Origin of the sequence: Rhodococcus koreensis (assembly GCF_017068375.1) — a bacterium.
In the GTDB taxonomy this organism is placed as follows: Bacteria; Actinomycetota; Actinomycetes; order Mycobacteriales; family Mycobacteriaceae; genus Rhodococcus_F; species Rhodococcus_F koreensis.
Genome location: NZ_CP070611.1, coordinates 473,663 through 488,760, shown reverse-complemented (window position 1 = coordinate 488,760; position 15,098 = coordinate 473,663). Strand labels below are relative to the sequence as shown.

The 15,098-nt window shown below is 67.3% G+C and carries 16 protein-coding genes and 1 pseudogene; 10 read left to right on the top strand and 7 right to left on the bottom strand.

The annotated features are described in order from the left end of the window. The first annotated feature begins 2 nt into the window (after positions 1–2). From JWS14_RS48885 to JWS14_RS48860, 6 genes are all read left to right on the top strand, one after another. Positions 3–185 (top strand): hypothetical protein, encoded by a 183-nt coding sequence (locus JWS14_RS48885; RefSeq protein ID WP_206017348.1) that lies wholly within the window; start codon positions 3–5, stop codon positions 183–185. Next, the gene (locus JWS14_RS48880; RefSeq protein ID WP_206017301.1) at positions 178–1,263 is read left to right on the top strand and encodes an enoyl-CoA hydratase/isomerase family protein; all 1,086 of its coding nucleotides are present in this window, start codon (positions 178–180) and stop codon (positions 1,261–1,263) included. The genes JWS14_RS48885 and JWS14_RS48880 overlap by 8 nt, the downstream gene beginning before the upstream one ends. A gap of 349 nt (positions 1,264–1,612) precedes the next feature. Further along, positions 1,613–2,068, top strand: a complete 456-nt coding sequence (locus JWS14_RS48875; RefSeq protein WP_206017300.1) for a hypothetical protein — start codon at positions 1,613–1,615, stop codon at positions 2,066–2,068. A gap of 105 nt (positions 2,069–2,173) precedes the next feature. Continuing rightward, positions 2,174–4,063 carry an AMP-binding protein gene (locus JWS14_RS48870; RefSeq protein WP_206017299.1) on the top strand — a complete coding sequence of 630 codons (1,890 nt, stop codon included), beginning with the start codon at positions 2,174–2,176 and terminating at the stop codon, positions 4,061–4,063. A gap of 160 nt (positions 4,064–4,223) precedes the next feature. Then, on the top strand, positions 4,224–4,412 hold the full coding sequence (locus tag JWS14_RS48865) for a hypothetical protein (protein ID WP_206017298.1): 189 nt from the start codon (positions 4,224–4,226) through the stop codon (positions 4,410–4,412). A 41-nt stretch (positions 4,413–4,453) separates the two neighbouring features. After that, complete coding sequence (locus JWS14_RS48860) at positions 4,454–4,834, top strand: hypothetical protein (RefSeq protein ID WP_206017297.1); 381 nt, start codon at positions 4,454–4,456, stop codon at positions 4,832–4,834. Between the two features lie 344 nt (positions 4,835–5,178). Here the strand turns inward: JWS14_RS48860 and JWS14_RS48855 are convergent, their stop codons facing one another. Beyond that, the gene (locus JWS14_RS48855) at positions 5,179–5,730 is read right to left on the bottom strand and encodes a TetR/AcrR family transcriptional regulator (protein ID WP_206017296.1); all 552 of its coding nucleotides are present in this window, start codon (positions 5,728–5,730) and stop codon (positions 5,179–5,181) included. A 94-nt stretch (positions 5,731–5,824) separates the two neighbouring features. On the opposite strand from JWS14_RS48855, the gene JWS14_RS48850 reads away from it, so the two are divergent. Beyond that, a complete protein-coding gene (locus JWS14_RS48850; RefSeq protein ID WP_167114164.1) occupies positions 5,825–6,565 on the top strand; it encodes an SDR family oxidoreductase in 741 nt (246 codons plus the stop codon). Positions 6,566–6,581: 16 nt separating this feature from the next. Here JWS14_RS48850 and JWS14_RS48845 read toward each other — a convergent pair whose 3' ends face one another. The 4 genes from JWS14_RS48845 to JWS14_RS48830 all read right to left on the bottom strand — a co-directional run bounded on the left by JWS14_RS48845 (position 6,582) and on the right by JWS14_RS48830 (position 8,202). Then, positions 6,582–6,758 (bottom strand): hypothetical protein, encoded by a 177-nt coding sequence (locus tag JWS14_RS48845; protein WP_241031941.1) that lies wholly within the window; start codon positions 6,756–6,758, stop codon positions 6,582–6,584. Then, positions 6,724–7,173 (bottom strand): WhiB family transcriptional regulator, encoded by a 450-nt coding sequence (locus JWS14_RS48840; RefSeq protein ID WP_241031946.1) that lies wholly within the window; start codon positions 7,171–7,173, stop codon positions 6,724–6,726. The genes JWS14_RS48845 and JWS14_RS48840 overlap by 35 nt, the downstream gene beginning before the upstream one ends. Before the next feature lie 89 nt (positions 7,174–7,262). Beyond that, positions 7,263–7,463: a DUF3263 domain-containing protein gene (locus JWS14_RS48835; protein WP_206017339.1), complete on the bottom strand. Its 201-nt coding sequence runs from the start codon at positions 7,461–7,463 to the stop codon at positions 7,263–7,265. Positions 7,464–7,686: 223 nt separating this feature from the next. Further along, the gene (locus JWS14_RS48830) at positions 7,687–8,202 is read right to left on the bottom strand and encodes an STAS domain-containing protein (protein ID WP_241031939.1); all 516 of its coding nucleotides are present in this window, start codon (positions 8,200–8,202) and stop codon (positions 7,687–7,689) included. 955 nt (positions 8,203–9,157) lie between these two features. On the opposite strand from JWS14_RS48830, the gene JWS14_RS48825 reads away from it, so the two are divergent. The 3 genes from JWS14_RS48825 (at position 9,158) to JWS14_RS48815 (ending at position 10,596) form a co-directional block, all read left to right on the top strand. Then, positions 9,158–9,433, top strand: a complete 276-nt coding sequence (locus JWS14_RS48825; protein WP_206017294.1) for a hypothetical protein — start codon at positions 9,158–9,160, stop codon at positions 9,431–9,433. Positions 9,434–9,546: 113 nt separating this feature from the next. Continuing rightward, on the top strand, positions 9,547–9,870 hold the full coding sequence (locus JWS14_RS48820) for a ribbon-helix-helix domain-containing protein (protein WP_206017293.1): 324 nt from the start codon (positions 9,547–9,549) through the stop codon (positions 9,868–9,870). Between the two features lie 102 nt (positions 9,871–9,972). Continuing rightward, on the top strand, positions 9,973–10,596 hold the full coding sequence (locus JWS14_RS48815) for an Rv1733c family protein (RefSeq protein ID WP_241031938.1): 624 nt from the start codon (positions 9,973–9,975) through the stop codon (positions 10,594–10,596). Between the two features lie 200 nt (positions 10,597–10,796). On the opposite strand, the pseudogene JWS14_RS48810 reads toward JWS14_RS48815, so the two are convergent. Beyond that, positions 10,797–13,333, bottom strand: a pseudogene (locus JWS14_RS48810) (polynucleotide kinase-phosphatase). Continuing rightward, complete coding sequence (locus JWS14_RS48805; protein ID WP_206017292.1) at positions 13,326–14,756, bottom strand: 3' terminal RNA ribose 2'-O-methyltransferase Hen1; 1,431 nt, start codon at positions 14,754–14,756, stop codon at positions 13,326–13,328. The pseudogene JWS14_RS48810 and the gene JWS14_RS48805 overlap by 8 nt, the downstream one beginning before the upstream one ends. Positions 14,757–15,098: the final 342 nt, after the last annotated feature.

Sequence of the window (15,098 nt, the reverse complement as noted above, 5' to 3'; positions counted from 1 at the left end):
TTATGTCCTCTATCCCCCTCCCCCGCCTGATGCGGACCGGCAGCGGCGCGGTCGACCAGATCGGTGACGTCGTCGCCGGTCTGGCGCCGCCGCGGCCGTTCTACACCCGGCAGATGACTGCCACCACCCGCTGGCAGAACGACACCCCGGTCCGGGCCGACTTCTCCATGCCGACCCATGAGTGAAATCGACCAGGTCACCTCGGCGCCCGGGACCGCTGCGGTGTGCACCGTCCCGGACGCCGAGCGGCACGTCCTCACCGCGGTCGAGGGGTCGATTGGGTCCATCCGGCTCAACCGGCCGCGTGCCCTCAACGCCCTCACCTCGGAGATGGTGGCCGACATCGATGGTGCGCTGCACGCATGGGCGAGCGAATCGCTGACCGCGGTGGTCATCTCCAGCACGAACCCGAAAGCGTTCTGCGCCGGCGGGGACATACGCGCTGTGCAGGAGAACACGCTGGCCGGGGACTACGCGGCCAGCGCACGGTTCTTCTCCACCGAATACGCGCTGAACCTGTACCTGGCCCGGTACCAGAGTCCGCTCGTGGCCCTCATCAACGGCATCTGCATGGGCGGCGGCCTCGGTGTGTCGGTCCACGGCGCTTTCCGGGTCGTCACCGAGAACGCGGCGCTGGCGATGCCGGAGACCACTATCGGGTTCTTCCCCGATATCGGTGCCAGCTATTTCCTGTCCCGGCTGCCCGGTGGGCTCGGCGCCTACATCGGTCTGACCGGCTATCGGCTCGATGCCGCGGATGGGCTCTACACGGGTCTGGCCACCCACTTCGTGCCGTCCATGGACATCGACTCGGTCCCCGGCTTCCTGGCCGCGTCGCCGCGGGCGCCGATCGACGAGTGTCTTCGCCGGCTGGCCCCGCACACGCTGCCGGCCGACAGTTACCTCGCCGCACACCGCCCCGGCATCGACCGGTGTTTTTCGGCGCCGACCGTCGCGGAGATCACGCGGCGGCTGCGCGCCGAGTCGAGCACCTGGGCGAGGCAGACCCTGGAAGTTCTCGAGACAAAGTCGCCGCAGAGCCTCGAGGTCACCAGTGCGTTGCTGGCCTGGGGACGCCAGCACGATCTGGGACGGTGCCTGGACGCCGAGCTCGACGTCGCCCTCGAGATGACCCGCACCGCGGATTTCGTCGAAGGTGTCCGCGCGGCGCTGGTCGACAAGGATCGGACGCCGCGGTGGTCGCGGACGCAGTTCTCCGGTTTCGACGCGTTCGGCAAAAGCCAGTGGGTCGACGTCAGTTGACCGGCTGGGCGGCGGCCGGCCCGCTGGGCACCCGGCGTCCTCCGACCGCCACACGGACAGGACGGGAGGTCAATACCCAGATGGCACATCTGATTTGGGCGGGAGCGCACCTGCTCACAGGCGGCGAGGGCACGCTGCTTCTGAGCGAGTGGGCCGGACCGACGGGCGGGGCCGGCAGGTCGGAGGCGCCGGCCGTATCGGCGGAGCTCTACTCGGATCGACACTCGTGGCGACCGGGACCCTGGCGTGCGCACGGGCGCGACCACTGTCGGGGTAGCAGTGCTGACCCGTCGGCGAGGCTGTCAGCGACATGAGTATTCGAGCACCACTGCACCCCAGGGAAGGACACGTGAGCGATCGAACCGGACATGACGAGCCGGCACCGCGCTCGACCGGTAGCTCCCGCGTCGGCGCGGACAGCCAGGCAGAGCTACCCCCTCGCTCCTCGCTGCCGGCGGCCTCCCGGGGTGCCTCACTGCAGGGCATGACGATCATCGGCCGGACTCTGGTGCACATGAGCGGATGGTGCTGGGTCCTGACGGGGGCACACGCCGCCCTCGAGAGTGCACCGACGCTCAGACGCCGGGTGGACCCCGAACGCGTCGTCGTCGGCGCGGGCCTGCTCGGCTGCGACGCCGCCGGCGCACTGCCCGCGCAGGCCCCGATACCCGGACAGCGCCTCCTGGTCGTCGAGTTCGCCGACGGGAAGATCATCCTCACTCGGATCGTTCCCAGCCAGATGGTGGTGGCAGAGAGTTTCGTCCACAGAATCAACCACACCGGACCGCACCAATCCCCGCCCTAGCTCACCGCGCACCCCGCAGAGGTGCGCACTGCAGTGCTCGACCCCGGCGCATCCAGGGCATCGGGCTGCGAGAGAAAGAACTACGCCAGAAAGCCGGTTTCCATCATGACCGTATCCGCATACCAGCACATGCATCGCCGCAGCCTGCACGATCCCGAATCCTTCTGGGCCGACGCCGCCAAGGACATCACGTGGATCACCGCGCCGACCAAGACCCTCGAAACCACCTCGGGCACACCCGGGTACACGTGGTTCGTCGACGGCACCCTCAACACCAGCTTCAACACCCTGGACCGGCACGTCCAGCTCGGGCGCGGGTCGGCGACCGCACTGATTTACGACTCACCCGTCACTGAGACCCGGGAGACCTACACGTACTCCGAATTGCTTGCCATGACGGAGACGTTCGCCGGGGCGCTGCGCTCGCTCGGCGTCGGGCGGGGCGACCGGGTGCTGATCTACTTCCCCATGATTCCCCAGGCAGTCGTGGCGATGCTGGCGTGCGCGCGGATCGGCGCAGTCCACGTCGTCGTCTTCGGTGGCTTCGGGGCCGCCGAGCTGGCCACCCGCATCGACGATGCGCAACCGAAGGTGATCGTCGCCGCGTCCTGCGGGGTCGAACCCAAGCGCGTCATCGAGTACAAGCCGCTGCTCGATCACGCCCTCGAGCTCGCCACCCACACCCCGCAGCGGTGCGTGATCCTCCAACGCCCGCAGGCTCCCGCCGAGCTGACAGACCGCGACATCGACTGGAACACACTGTTGTCCTCCCCTGATATCGAACCGGCCGGCTGCGTCGAACTGGACTCGACCGACCCGTTGTACATCCTCTACACCTCCGGCACCACCGGAAAACCCAAGGGCATCGTCCGCGACAACGGCGGACACGCCGTCGCGCTGCAGTGGTCGATGAACAACATCTTCGCCATCGGCCCCGGCGACGTCTTCTTCGCAGGCAGCGACATCGGCTGGGTGGTCGGCCACTCCTACATCGTCTACGCACCCCTGCTCGCCGGGGCCGCCACCGTCCTCTACGAGGGCAAACCCGTCGGCACCCCCGACGCCGGCGCATTCTGGCGACTCGTCTCCGACTACCGGGTCAACGGCCTGTTCACCGCCCCCACCGCGATCCGGGCCATCAAACGCGACGATCCGGACGGGAACGCGATCGGCGACTACGACCTGTCCACACTGCGCGGGCTGTTCCTCGCCGGCGAACGCCTGGACCCCGACACCTACCAGTGGCTGACCCAGATGCTCGACGTTCCGATCGTCGACAACTGGTGGCAGACCGAAACCGGCTGGCCGATCGCCTCCTGCCTGCTCGGCCTCGAACCCATGCCCACCAAACCCGGCTCGGCCACGGTGCCGGTCCCCGGCTACGACGTGCAGATCCTCAACAGCGACGGCACCCCCGTCCCGGCCGGCGAGGAGGGCGCGGTCTGCATCAAACTGCCCCTTCCCCCCGGTGCTCTCGCCACGGTGTGGGGCGACCACGACAGGTTCGAACGTTCCTACCTGAGCACCTATCCCGGCTACTACCTCACCGGCGACGGAGGCTACATCGACTCCGACGGCTACCTGTTCATCCTCGGCCGCACCGACGACGTCATGAACGTCGCCGGCCACCGGCTCTCGTCCGGACAGATCGAAGCGGCCGTCGCCGAACACCCCGGCGTCGCCGAATGCGCCGTCATCGGCGCACACGACGAGCTGAAGGGACAAGTACCGCGCGCACTCGTGGTCCCGACGACCCTCTACTCCGATCGCGTCGACACCCTGCCGGCCGAGCTCAGTGACCTGGTCCGCGCGAAGATCGGCGCCATCGCCTCCCTCTCCGGAGTCGACATCGTCCCCGGACTGCCGAAGACCCGATCCGGCAAGATCCTGCGCCGCACGCTACGGCAGATCGTGGACGGGCAAACACCCGATATCCCCTCGACGATCGAGAATCCCTCCGTCGTGGGGGAAATCGTCAAGGCCCTCCGCCCCTGACACCGCCCTCCGAGGGAGCGAGAACACCACGCATCGGCTCCCCGGCCTCGGCACCCGCCGCAACCACGCCGAAAGCAGCGCCAGGTGATCATCCGCCGAGGTCACCTCCATCCGTGCCTTCGCCAATGATAGTTCGGCCCAACACACAGAATCGACCACGATGCCGCTTCCCGTCTTCGCACCACACAACTGCACCACACCCGATCCACCGACAGCACAGGCCAGCACAGTGATCCTGCTACTGCACGGCCTGACCGCCGTGTTCCGGCTCATCGCCGGCGCCTATGCACCACGGCGGAGCTTCGAGCACTGGTCCGCGATGAACAGTGCAAACCCTGTCGACCACTGACACCAGAACCCACCACCACCCCCTCACCCCGGGAATCCACGATGACCACTGCCGGCACCCCACGCGCCGCGAACACCACACGCCGCACCCCAACCCCCGAAGAGATGAATCGACCGACCCGCACCTACGGGGTCAGGCCAGAACAACATTCCCGGAAGAACCAGCTCCACAGCGCCTTTCGCACTCCTTCCCGCGAGATACGCGAGGCCCAGAAGACCATCGAACTCGCCCACACCTGGGTCCCCTACGGAGGAGTGCCCGCCGAACTAACGTTCCAGACATTCGGGATCACCACACGCCAGTTCGTCGACAGACTCTGGCAAGCCGTCCAGGCCACCAACTGCAGCTATCCCGTCGTGCGCGATCTGAGCCCGGTCTACCCCCGCAACGGGCATCGCGCCATGCGCCTCTCCGACAGCTGACACCCTCCACTGAACTGCGGCAACGACACCGCCCCCGGGGATCCGGGTCCACGTCCGCCCGTACCACGAAAGACTATCGGCGGCACCCGGGCGATCTCCTCGGCGGTCAGGATCTCCCCGAGCGGCGACGATGTGGGTGCTGCATTCTCGGTCAATTGCATCTCCCCCATTGTCAGAACTCGGACGTTGTGGACAGTATCGCGTTGTGTGCGTGTCCCTTCGGACGTCGCGGGACATGTCATCTGCTGAGGTCAGCAGGTTGAGATGCCTCCGCGAGACAGCAGGCCTCGGCCGCATCTGATGTTCGGAAGCCGATCGCCATCCGGTGCCTCGATAGGCGATCTCTACTCGCGCCGGCGCAATCCGTCGAGGACGATGCTGAGCAGGTGCCGGGCTCGAGTGTCCCATTCGTTCTCGTCGAGCCGGGACAGGTAGCCGATGAGGAGGATGACGTCACGAGCGTCGACATCGGAGCGGATCGCTCCGGCGGCTTTGCCGGCCGCAAGGAGCATTGTCACCGCATCACCGATCGGACCGAGGCTGTGCGCGGAGAGGTCCCGCCATACCGCCGTCTCGACTGCGGCGAACACTCCACGCTTGATTCGTGCATAGTCCGCCACCCGGTTGAACCAGCAAGCCAGCGCCTTGAGCGGCTCATGCTCGGCGAGGAACGCCGGCGCGGCCGCAACGAGCTGTTCGACATCGTTGCGATAGACCTCGGCCAGCAGGTCATCTCGAGTCGGAAAGTGGCGGTACAGGGTGCCCTGGCCGACCCCTGCCTGCTTGGCAATCGCGTTGAGCCTCAGCTCGTCTGAGTTCGCGATGACCGTTCGTGCGGTCTCGATAATCCGAGCGCGATTCTCGGCAGCGTCGGAGCGGCGGCGGGGTGCGTTCATCTGTCCTCTGCATGACGACTTGAGTAAGCGGACACGTGTCCGCTAACTTGAAACGTAAGCGGACACATGTCCACTTTAATTGAAGGGATTCCACATGTCAGCCATCAACGGCAAGGTTGTCGCCATCACCGGCGCGAGCAGTGGCATCGGTGAGGCAACCGCCCGCCTGCTCGCCGAGCGCGGCGCGGCGGTCGTCCTCGGTGCGCGTCGGACCGAGCGTCTCGACGAGCTCGCCCAGGGCATCCGTGAACGTGGTGGACGTACTGCCACCTGCACTACTGATGTCACCCGCCCCGAGGACCTCGAGCGGCTCGTCGGCCGCGCCGTAGAGGAGTTCGGCAGACTCGATGTACTGGTGAACAATGCCGGAATCAGCAAGATCGGGAACATGGCAGACCTTGACGTCGACGGCTGGTCGGCGATGATCGACGTCAACCTCCGTGGGGTGCTCCACGGCATCGCCGCGGCACTTCCGATATTCCGTCGACAGGGCGAGGGGCATCTCGTGACCACCGTGTCGACGTCCGGCCTGAAGATCGTCCCCACCCAGGCGGTCTACGCCGGAACCAAGAACGCCGTCCGCACCCTGTTGGAAGGACTGCGGCAAGAATCGACCGACGGCGTACTGCGGACAACGTCGGTGTCGCCCGGCGTGGTCCGCACCGATCTCGCCGATTCCATCGACGATGCCCAGGTCCGCGCGCAGATCCAGCGGAACATGAACGAATTCGCCATCCCGCCGGAAGCCGTCGCCCGCGCCATCGCGTTTGCCATCGAACAACCCCACGACGTCGAAATCGGCGATATCACCATCCGCCCAACCGTCCAAGGCTAGGTGCCGTTGCCCGATCTCAAGGCATTCGCCCATAGGCGATCACCTTGCGGCCACCCGGTGATGTTGCGCCTGTCTCTTCGTGCAACGAGTCAGGCGGCGACGCGGTGCAGTTTGGTGCCGGTCCGCTGCGAGAGATCTTCACCAGCCCGGAGAACGCCTCATCGGCGGTGATGGTGTGCATCACCATCAGCATGCCCTTGGCCTGGTCGATCTCGGCCCGGGACATCAGCACCGTCTCGAGTTGGCCGACCTTGTGCATCTCGTTGCCGACACCGGGTGTGCCGCCTGCGGTCGTTCTCGGACATCCCGCCCCACGTTCCGTACGGTTCGGCAACGGCCAGGGCATACTCACGGCATTCGGTGAGCACCGGGCAGTCCTGGCAGACGCGCTTGGCGTGCGCTTCGCGCCGCGCCCGGTCCCGACCACGCTCCCCCTCGGGAGAGAAGAACAACGACGACGAGGCGTTCCGGCACGACCCCAGGATGCGCCAATCTCCGCCATCACAGTCGACGGGCCGTCCGGTCCGCGGCGTATCTTCACGGCGGGAAGCCGGCACAGCGCTCGGCGCGCGAGCGGGTACGGCAATCATCGGATCGGTGTCACTCATCTCAGTTTCCTGGTCTGCGCGGCGAACGTGCCGCGCGTGGTGAAATCGGTTGAACAGCCACATAACCCACCGGGCAGCCTGTTGGGTGATCAGGTGCCCAGCCAGAGCCGTCGACGGGCGACGGTGGTCATTCGCTCGACCAGCACCGGCCGCAGCGGTGCCGGCGCCCCGACGTCGAGGTACCCGACCAGGGTCCGGAAGAACGCCGCGGTGTCCATCCCGAAATCCGCCCTGATCACCTCGGGAGGGCCACCGCCATGGGCGCACCACCGCAATGCGAAGGCCACCATCCGGCTCAGCTCGGTCACCTCGGTCGTGTCCGCGGTCAACGCCGCCCCTGGCGGTCCTGTGTACCGGTTGCCGCACAACGGGTCCCGGCCCAGGCCTGGTGCGAACTCAGGTGCCCGGGGCCAGTGGCGTCGCCGGTGACGGCCACCGGGTCGAGGTTGTGGGTGCTCAATCGGGTGGCCCACACGGCGGCAGAAACAGTCGATCGGCGCGGTGCTGCTGCTGTCATCGGGCAGCGCTCTGCCCTGCGGGGCGACCGGGGCCGATCGAAGAGATCGGATCCTGCCGGCCGGCGCACCTCTGGGGTGCGCGGGCACCGTGGAATGCTGCGGCGACGGTGGCGAAGCAGGGCACCGCCGCACCGAGGCCGATCCTCCTCAGGATCGAGCGCACCTCGGCGGATGCCGCCACGGTCAGGCGGCACCGCTGCGCCGACAGATCGGTCGCGGTGTCGTGCAACGCGGCGAACCCGGGGCAGCCGAGGAACGGAACATCCAGCAGGTCGACGACGACACTGTGCCCGGTGAGCACCGATTCGCGCAGGCACGCCGACAGCACCGGTACGGTGCCGGCGTCCACGTTTCCGGCCACCCGGATCACCACTGGACCGCCGGGGGGCTCGTCGATGTCGATGCGGAATTCGGTGGCCCCCGCCGCCGCGGTGGTGTTCGGGCGCCAAGTGTCCGTCAACCAGGACTGCACCTGTTCCGGTGAGTCGAGGACGGAATGGAAGTAGGTCATGAGGTTTCCTCCGGGGTGGGACCAGCCCGAAAACCCCAAAAGAAAGGCCGAGAATCGTAGCCGGTGACGGACAAATGCCTGCCGGGCTGTGTACTCAACCTCTGTCCTCAACGGTAACGCTCATTTCTCAGGAAGCAACCCATTGGCCGGATTCGAGGCGCGACCGGGCGAACCGGCGGCGTGTCCGCGACTCTGCGGCAGTGAGGCGTGGGGGCTACCAGCAGAAAGGCCCACCCTCCCGGGACACGGCATACCGTCCCAGGCACCCATCCCAGACTGTTGCCGGAGAGCCTCACCCCGTCCGAGCAGTGGTTTCCCCGCGTTGGACGGGGTCGCGTCACACATGTTCCACCCGCGTCGGGCGGGGCGGGTCGGGACGAGATCCGTTGGTGTGCTTCTTTTTCCGATCAGTGTCGAACCGAACCGCCCCTCGATACCATGAACCTGACGGGTGCCCGCTGCGGCGTCAGCTCGCGTGCGCGTGCCGGGGTGAGGGGAGTTGGGTGAGGAGCTGCTCCCATTCGTCGAACCGGACGGCGTTCGGTGTGCGCCGCCCGGGCGAAGCACCGGCGGCGAGGTCGACCAGATGCCGAGCGGCGCACCGACCACGGCCAGGTGATGACGGCGGGAAACGTCGAGGAGTTCGTCGAAAGCCTGCGCGTCGCTGCAACAGGGTGGCCATCAGGATGCCCTTCGCGGTGGCGAGAAGTCCGCGACCGTCGGGGCCACGCCGGGAATCAGGCGCGTGGGGGCGGGAATCGGGGTGAGCGGTGATTCTGCGGCGTCCTCGAACATGGGGTGTGTCCTTTTGCTCTCACCCAACGGTCGATGCACACCCGCATTGGCCGTCTGAATGAATGTCATGGCCATACGCTGCCGGTCATCGATGATCACTCGACCAAGATAGCGCAATTTTGTACTACAGAAACCAGTGATTTTGTAGTACAGTATTCGTGTGGCAGTCGAATGGGCGAACAGCGCCGACAAGCACGGGATCGACCACGAGGACGCGTTGTACGCGATCGAGAACGCACTCTACGTGGAGCAGGAGTTCGACGAACCCCGCGTCCCCGGTCACGCGAAGCCCTGGCTGTTCATCGGTCCCCCGCGGACACTGGGTGGGCCGCTGCTCGAGGTCATGGTGGAGATCGTTCCACCGAGGGGCATGGTGGTCTTCCATGTGATGGAGGCGCGGGAAAAGCACCTTGCTCGCATGAGGGACCGTCCCTGATCCGTCAGGTGCCGGGGCGAAGGCGTCCGGCGCCGCAACCCGATGCACCACCGATCCACGCGGGTATCCGAAGGGATCACCCAGCACCACCACCCCAAAGAGGTGACATACCGATGAACAGCAACGATAAGAACACCGATTACGACGAGCTCGCCGAGTGGGCCGAGCACCACATGACTTTGCCGAAGGACTCGGCGACCGCCAAGCGCGGCGAGGACGCCGCCGCCGCCGGCCGGGCCCTGCTCGAGCGGGTCGGCGCCGGCCGCCCGTCCCTGGCGCAGGAGGCGGGTATCAGCGGCGTATCACCCAAACGCCAGGTCCGGCTTCCATTGCCGCTGAGCAACAAGCTCGACGAACTCGCGCAGCGTCAGCACCGCAAGCCCAGCGAACTCATGCGCGAGGCAGTCGAGGAGTACATCCAGAAGCACTCGGCCTGAAAGACCTCCGCGAGCTTTCCGAGGCCTGCTGGACAACGTGCGGATTTCGATTTCGTCGCACAATCGAAGGAAGGGGAAGCGGAGATCCTGCGGGAGGTGACCATGCGTCGGGGAGAACCGGCACCAGTACCGGTGGCCAAGGCCGATCCGGTGGTGGCGGCTGCGCCCGTGGAGCCGCAACCACCTGATGCGCCGAAGCGACCGCTTCGAGGCCACCCTCATCCTGCTCGCTGCGGCGTGGTGCTGCTGCTGATCCCTGTCGCGGCCGCGTTCGGAAGCGCGACGCACACCCGGCTCGAACAGCAAGCCCAGGCGCTGCGCGCCCGCGTGGACCACGTCCCCGCGGTGTTGCTCGAGGACACCTATCTCGCCCCTGACTCCCCCGAGTACACAATTCGTCCCGCCGGCAGCCGGAGCACCGCCCGGGCCTGCTGGGCCACTCCCCACGGGGAGCGCGTCGGCGCCGTGCCGACCGACATGCCCGCGAAGGCCGGCCAGACCGTCACCATCGACGTGGACGCCGACGGCAACCTCACCGGGCCCGTCCCCGACAGCCGGGAAAACACCGTCCTGGCCCTGACTGCCGCCTGCGGAGTGTGGGCACTCGCGGCCGGCGCCGTCCTGCTCTCCACGGCACTCGCACGCAGACTGTTCACCCGAAACCGGTTGCGGCGCTGGGCACAGGAGTGGAATCAGTTCGACATACCACCGAGAGAACCCCGGTAGCGCCGGGGCACGTACCCCCGCCCGGAAGCCCACAGCGAGTACACCTGTGAGGTGGGTCGGCGTCGATGGTCCGCGCTTGATGCTGTTGGCGGAGCCACATCGCTTTCTTGGCTCTCCCCGGCGCGGCGTCAGTGCCACCCAGCGTAAGCGCCATCTCGAGGACGAATGGTTACCGTGCCCGACCGATGGAGACCATCACACTACAACCGTGGGTCGACTGGCTCGGACTCGAGCGCAAGGACCGCGAACACCGGCTCGTGCACCCGCCACAGCGGGTCCCCCTCGGTGAGCCGGGTCAAAGCTTCCAGCCCGAGTGCATGTTCACGCAGGGCCATCGATCGTTTGCGGCCCAGGGACCGGTCGCGCAGCACGTCGAGATGCTCGGTGTAGTCGGGACCGTAGATGATCCGCAGGTACTCCTGCCCCGCACCTTGATTCCGGGCTGAATCCGCCTGTGCGCCAGTTCCGCGGGTGTCGAGCCGAGGGGTTTGACCACCATGCCCTCACCGCCGGCGTCGGTCAGCCCCGACCACCAGGCGGTCGCCGCATCGCGGGATGTATCCGAGGTGAGGTCGACGAACTGGTGTCTGGTTTCGGCGATGAGCGGGTCGTCGAGCATCGCCAGCTTCGCCAGATGCCAGGAGTGCGGTTCGGCGACCGCGGGCGCCCCGCCTTCGCAGGCGAGGATCTGGAACGGTGCCAGTCGCACCCCCTCGAGGCCGTCGACCGGCCAACAGTACCGGGCGTATGCCTCCCGGAACCGACGGGCGTTGTCCGCGCGGGTGCGCGTGTGGGTCAGCAGGTCGCCGACGTCCAACCCCCGCGTCGCGGCGCGCTCGAGCGCGGCAATCGCCTCCGGCAACGCCGCACCCGCCGCGGCACCGACCGACGCGTACTGGCTGCGGATCAGCTCTCCCGCCTTCGCCGACCACGGCAGCAATTCGCAATCGAGTACCAGCCACGACGACCCGAGGTCCTCCATCAGCGGGCCGCACGCGGTGCGAAGCCGGTCGATCAGTTCGCTCATCCGGGTCGGATCGTCGAAGAACGGCCGGCCGGTGCGGGTATAGACGATGCCCGAGCTGCCGTCGGTGATACCGAATCGCTTCGCCGCGGTCGCGGCGTCGCGGGCCAGCACGACGATCGCCCGGGAACCCATGTGCTTCTCCTCGCACACGATCTCCGTGACCCCCACCGCCGCGAACTCGGCGAAACCCTGGGCGGGATGCTCGAGGTAGCCGTCGAGGTCCGAAGTGGCCGGTGGAGCCATCGTCGGCGGCAGGTACACCAACCAGCGTGGGTCGACGGCAAATCGGCTCATGATCTCGAGCGCGGCGGCGGCGTTCTCGCCGCGCACCTTGATGCGCCCCTTGTTGTACCGGACATCGATGTGCCGTGTTCCGGCCACGTCGTCGATGGACAACAGGGCCGGATCCCGCTGCGCCGGGTGACCCGGCGCAGCCGAGCCGGTGCCGAGTGGTCGCACCGGTGCGAACCACACCCGCTCTGCGGGAACGGACACGATGTCCTTGCTGGGGTAGCGCAGCGCGGTCAGCCGGCCGCCGAACACGACACCGGTGTCAAGGCAAATCGTGTTGTTGATCCACTCGGTCTCCGGGACCGGGGTGTGCCCGTACACGATCACGGCCCGACCGCGGTATTCGTGGGCCCACGGGTAGCGCACCGGCAGACCGTACTCGTCGGTCTCGCCGGTGGTGTCGCCGTACAGCGCAAACGAGCGCACCCTCGCCGACGCGCGGCCGTGATAGGCCTCCTTCAGCCCGGCGTGCGCGACCACCAGATCGCCGCCGTCGAGCTCGTAGTGACTGATCAGGCCATCGATGAAGGTGTGCGCGGACCTGCGGAAGCCGTCGGACTCCGCAGCAAGCTGATCGAGCGACTCCTGCAGCCCGTGCGAGGTGGCGACCTTCCGGCCGTGCAGCGCCCGGGCAAGCTTCTGTTCATGGTTACCCGAGACACACAGCGCGGTTCCGGCCGCCACCATGCCCATCACCAGGCGCAGCACCCCGGGAGTGTCGGGTCCGCGGTCGACGAGATCGCCGACGAACACCGCGATCCGGCCCTCGGGATGGGAGGCGCCCCCGCCATCGGGTTCGAGCGTCCAGCCGAGCTCACGCAGCAGCGTCTGAAGTTCGCTCCGGCAGCCGTGCACGTCGCCGATGAAGTCGAACGGGCCGGTCAACTCCCGTTTGTCGGTCCACGCCTTCTCGGTCGATACTGTCGCCACAGCGATCTCGTCGACACCGGTGAGCACGTGCACCCGGCGGAAGCCTTCGCGGCCGAGCTTCGGCAGCGACCGTCGAAGGTCCTCGTGCTGGCGGCGAATCACGTGCGAACCGAAACCGCGGTCCGGTCGGGCCGCGTTGCGCTCGATCGCGACCTCGTCGGGAACGTCGACCACGATCGCATCGACCAGGACGTCGTGCGACTTGGCCAGATCGACCAGCGCCTTGCGTGACTCACGCTGCACGTTGGTGGCATCAACCACGGTGAGCAGGCCGCGGCGCAGCCGGGTCCCGGCAATGTAGAGCAGCACGTCGAAGGCGTCCCTGGTGGCAGACTGATCGTTTTCGTCGTCGGCGACCAGCCCACGGCAGAAGTCGGACGACAGCACCTGTGTCGGCGCGAAATGGTGTGCGGCAAAGGTGGATTTGCCGCTGCCGGAGACTCCCACGAGCACCACCAGCGACAGCGCCGGCACCGAGATGTCAGTCATCGCCGCCTCCCATCCGTGTGAAGACCGCCATCTGAGTCGGTGAACCGACCTCGGGGTCGTCATCACCCACCGGACGGAAGTCGACGCTGTAGCCGTGGACATCGCAGACCATGGCCGCCCACGACCGGAATTCCGGCCGCGACCACTCGAAGCGATGGTCCCGGTGACGCATACCGTGCAGGTCGGTGTAGCGCACGTTGTACTCGGCGTTGGGCGTCGTCACGAGCACGTGCCCGGGCCGGGCGGTACCGAAGACCACCTGTTCGAGTGCGGTCAGCCGCGGCGGGTCGATGTGCTCGATGACCTCCATCAACACGGCCGCGTCGTAGCCGGCGAACCGCCGGTCGGTGTAGGTGAGCGCCGCCTGGAACAGCTGCAGTCGCTCCCGTCGCCGCTCCGGCATCCGATCCAACCGCAACCGGCGTGCCGTGAGTGTCAGCGCTCGGGTCGACACATCCACACCCACGATTTCGGTGAAACCGGGATTGTCCAACAACGCGGAAACGAGTTGCCCGGAACCGCATCCGAGGTCGATGACTCTGCGCACGTCCAACTCGCCGAGGACCCCGAGGACCGCCTCGCGCCGAAGCACAGTCAGCGGCGTCGGCACAACGGTGTCCGCCGCGGGCACCGTGTCACTGTCGGGCTCCTCGTCGACCGGCGGTGCCAGCTGCTCCTCGACGTCGTCGCCGAGTTCGGCGAGCCGCTCGAAGGCCGAGCGCGTGAGAGCGGACTGGTGCCGCAGGTAGCGGTCGGTGATCAGGGTCCTGTCCGGGTGCTCCGCGAGCCAGGAGGCACCGGCCCGGATCAGCTTGTCGACCTCGTCGGAGGCGACCCAATAGTGTTTGGCGTCGTCGAGCACCGGAAGCAGCACGTAGAGGTGATTCAGTGCGTCGGCAAGGCGGATGTCACCACTCAGGGTGAGCCGCACGTAGCGGGAATCACCCCATTCCGGGAACGCGTCGTCCAGCGGTACGGCGTCCGCCTCGACGGCCCACCCCAACGGGCGGAAGAGGCGTTCGGCCAACTCCGGTCCACCGCGACACGGCAGTGCGGGCAGCGAGATCTCCAGGGGTAGCGGTGTGGCGGCAAGCTCGGGTCGCATGGCGCACCGGCCGGCGCGGGCGGTGCGGAAGACGTCCGCCAACGCCACCGACAGCAGCGACGACACCGCGTACGGGCGGTCCTTGACGTACTGGCCGAGCGCGTAGTCCGGTGTCGACCCGCGGGAGGTGCGGGCGAGCCGAATCGCATCGACATCCAACAACAGCGCCGCCGTGCAACGATCCTCGTTCGCCTCCGGGTAGAACACCCGGGCAACACCGCAGGATTGGGTGAATTCCTGAACCCGGTCGGGGTGCTTGTGCAGCAGATAGCCGAGGTCGGTCGCCGGTCGTGCCGTCGTGGAAATCGTCAGGATCACCAGGCACAGTCTGCCGCAGGCACGACCCCCACCGCAGCCACATTTCCGGCATCGCGAGTTCCGCAGCCCAGGGCGGACCACTGGGTGTCGTGTGCGGTGACGAATGTTATCGGCCGTTGTTGCAGCCGAATTCACAGACCTCGACGACCGTCCTGTCAGAGGCTCCGGGCGAGGAGCAGCTCGCCCCGGGGCGGCGTATCGCACGTGCCGCGACCGCGACGACGGTCCCCGCCGTGCAGGCAGGCGAACACAGCGCAGCTGGTGGCGGCCGTATTGGTGGAAGCCTGAGTTACGGTGAGCATTGACTCGCTGAGGGGCCGCCAGGTGAACCAGCTGAGCATG

Bases quoted from the DNA above. Each gene is read 5' to 3' on its own strand.
- JWS14_RS48835 (WP_206017339.1), bottom strand. From the start codon at position 7,463: ATGGTGGCCTTCGCATTGCGGTGGTGCGCCCATGGCGGTGGCCCTCCC.
- JWS14_RS48850 (WP_167114164.1), top strand. From the start codon at position 5,825: ATGTCAGCCATCAACGGCAAGGTTGTCGCCATCACCGGCGCGAGCAGT.
- JWS14_RS48840 (WP_241031946.1), bottom strand. From the start codon at position 7,173: ATGAGTGACACCGATCCGATGATTGCCGTACCCGCTCGCGCGCCGAGC.
- JWS14_RS48885 (WP_206017348.1), top strand. From the start codon at position 3: ATGTCCTCTATCCCCCTCCCCCGCCTGATGCGGACCGGCAGCGGCGCG.
- JWS14_RS48815 (WP_241031938.1), top strand. From the start codon at position 9,973: ATGCGTCGGGGAGAACCGGCACCAGTACCGGTGGCCAAGGCCGATCCG.
- JWS14_RS48820 (WP_206017293.1), top strand. From the start codon at position 9,547: ATGAACAGCAACGATAAGAACACCGATTACGACGAGCTCGCCGAGTGG.
- JWS14_RS48845 (WP_241031941.1), bottom strand. From the start codon at position 6,758: ATGCTGATGGTGATGCACACCATCACCGCCGATGAGGCGTTCTCCGGG.
- JWS14_RS48870 (WP_206017299.1), top strand. From the start codon at position 2,174: ATGACCGTATCCGCATACCAGCACATGCATCGCCGCAGCCTGCACGAT.
- JWS14_RS48855 (WP_206017296.1), bottom strand. From the start codon at position 5,730: ATGAACGCACCCCGCCGCCGCTCCGACGCTGCCGAGAATCGCGCTCGG.
- JWS14_RS48830 (WP_241031939.1), bottom strand. From the start codon at position 8,202: ATGACCTACTTCCATTCCGTCCTCGACTCACCGGAACAGGTGCAGTCC.
- JWS14_RS48865 (WP_206017298.1), top strand. From the start codon at position 4,224: ATGCCGCTTCCCGTCTTCGCACCACACAACTGCACCACACCCGATCCA.
- JWS14_RS48860 (WP_206017297.1), top strand. From the start codon at position 4,454: ATGACCACTGCCGGCACCCCACGCGCCGCGAACACCACACGCCGCACC.
- JWS14_RS48880 (WP_206017301.1), top strand. From the start codon at position 178: ATGAGTGAAATCGACCAGGTCACCTCGGCGCCCGGGACCGCTGCGGTG.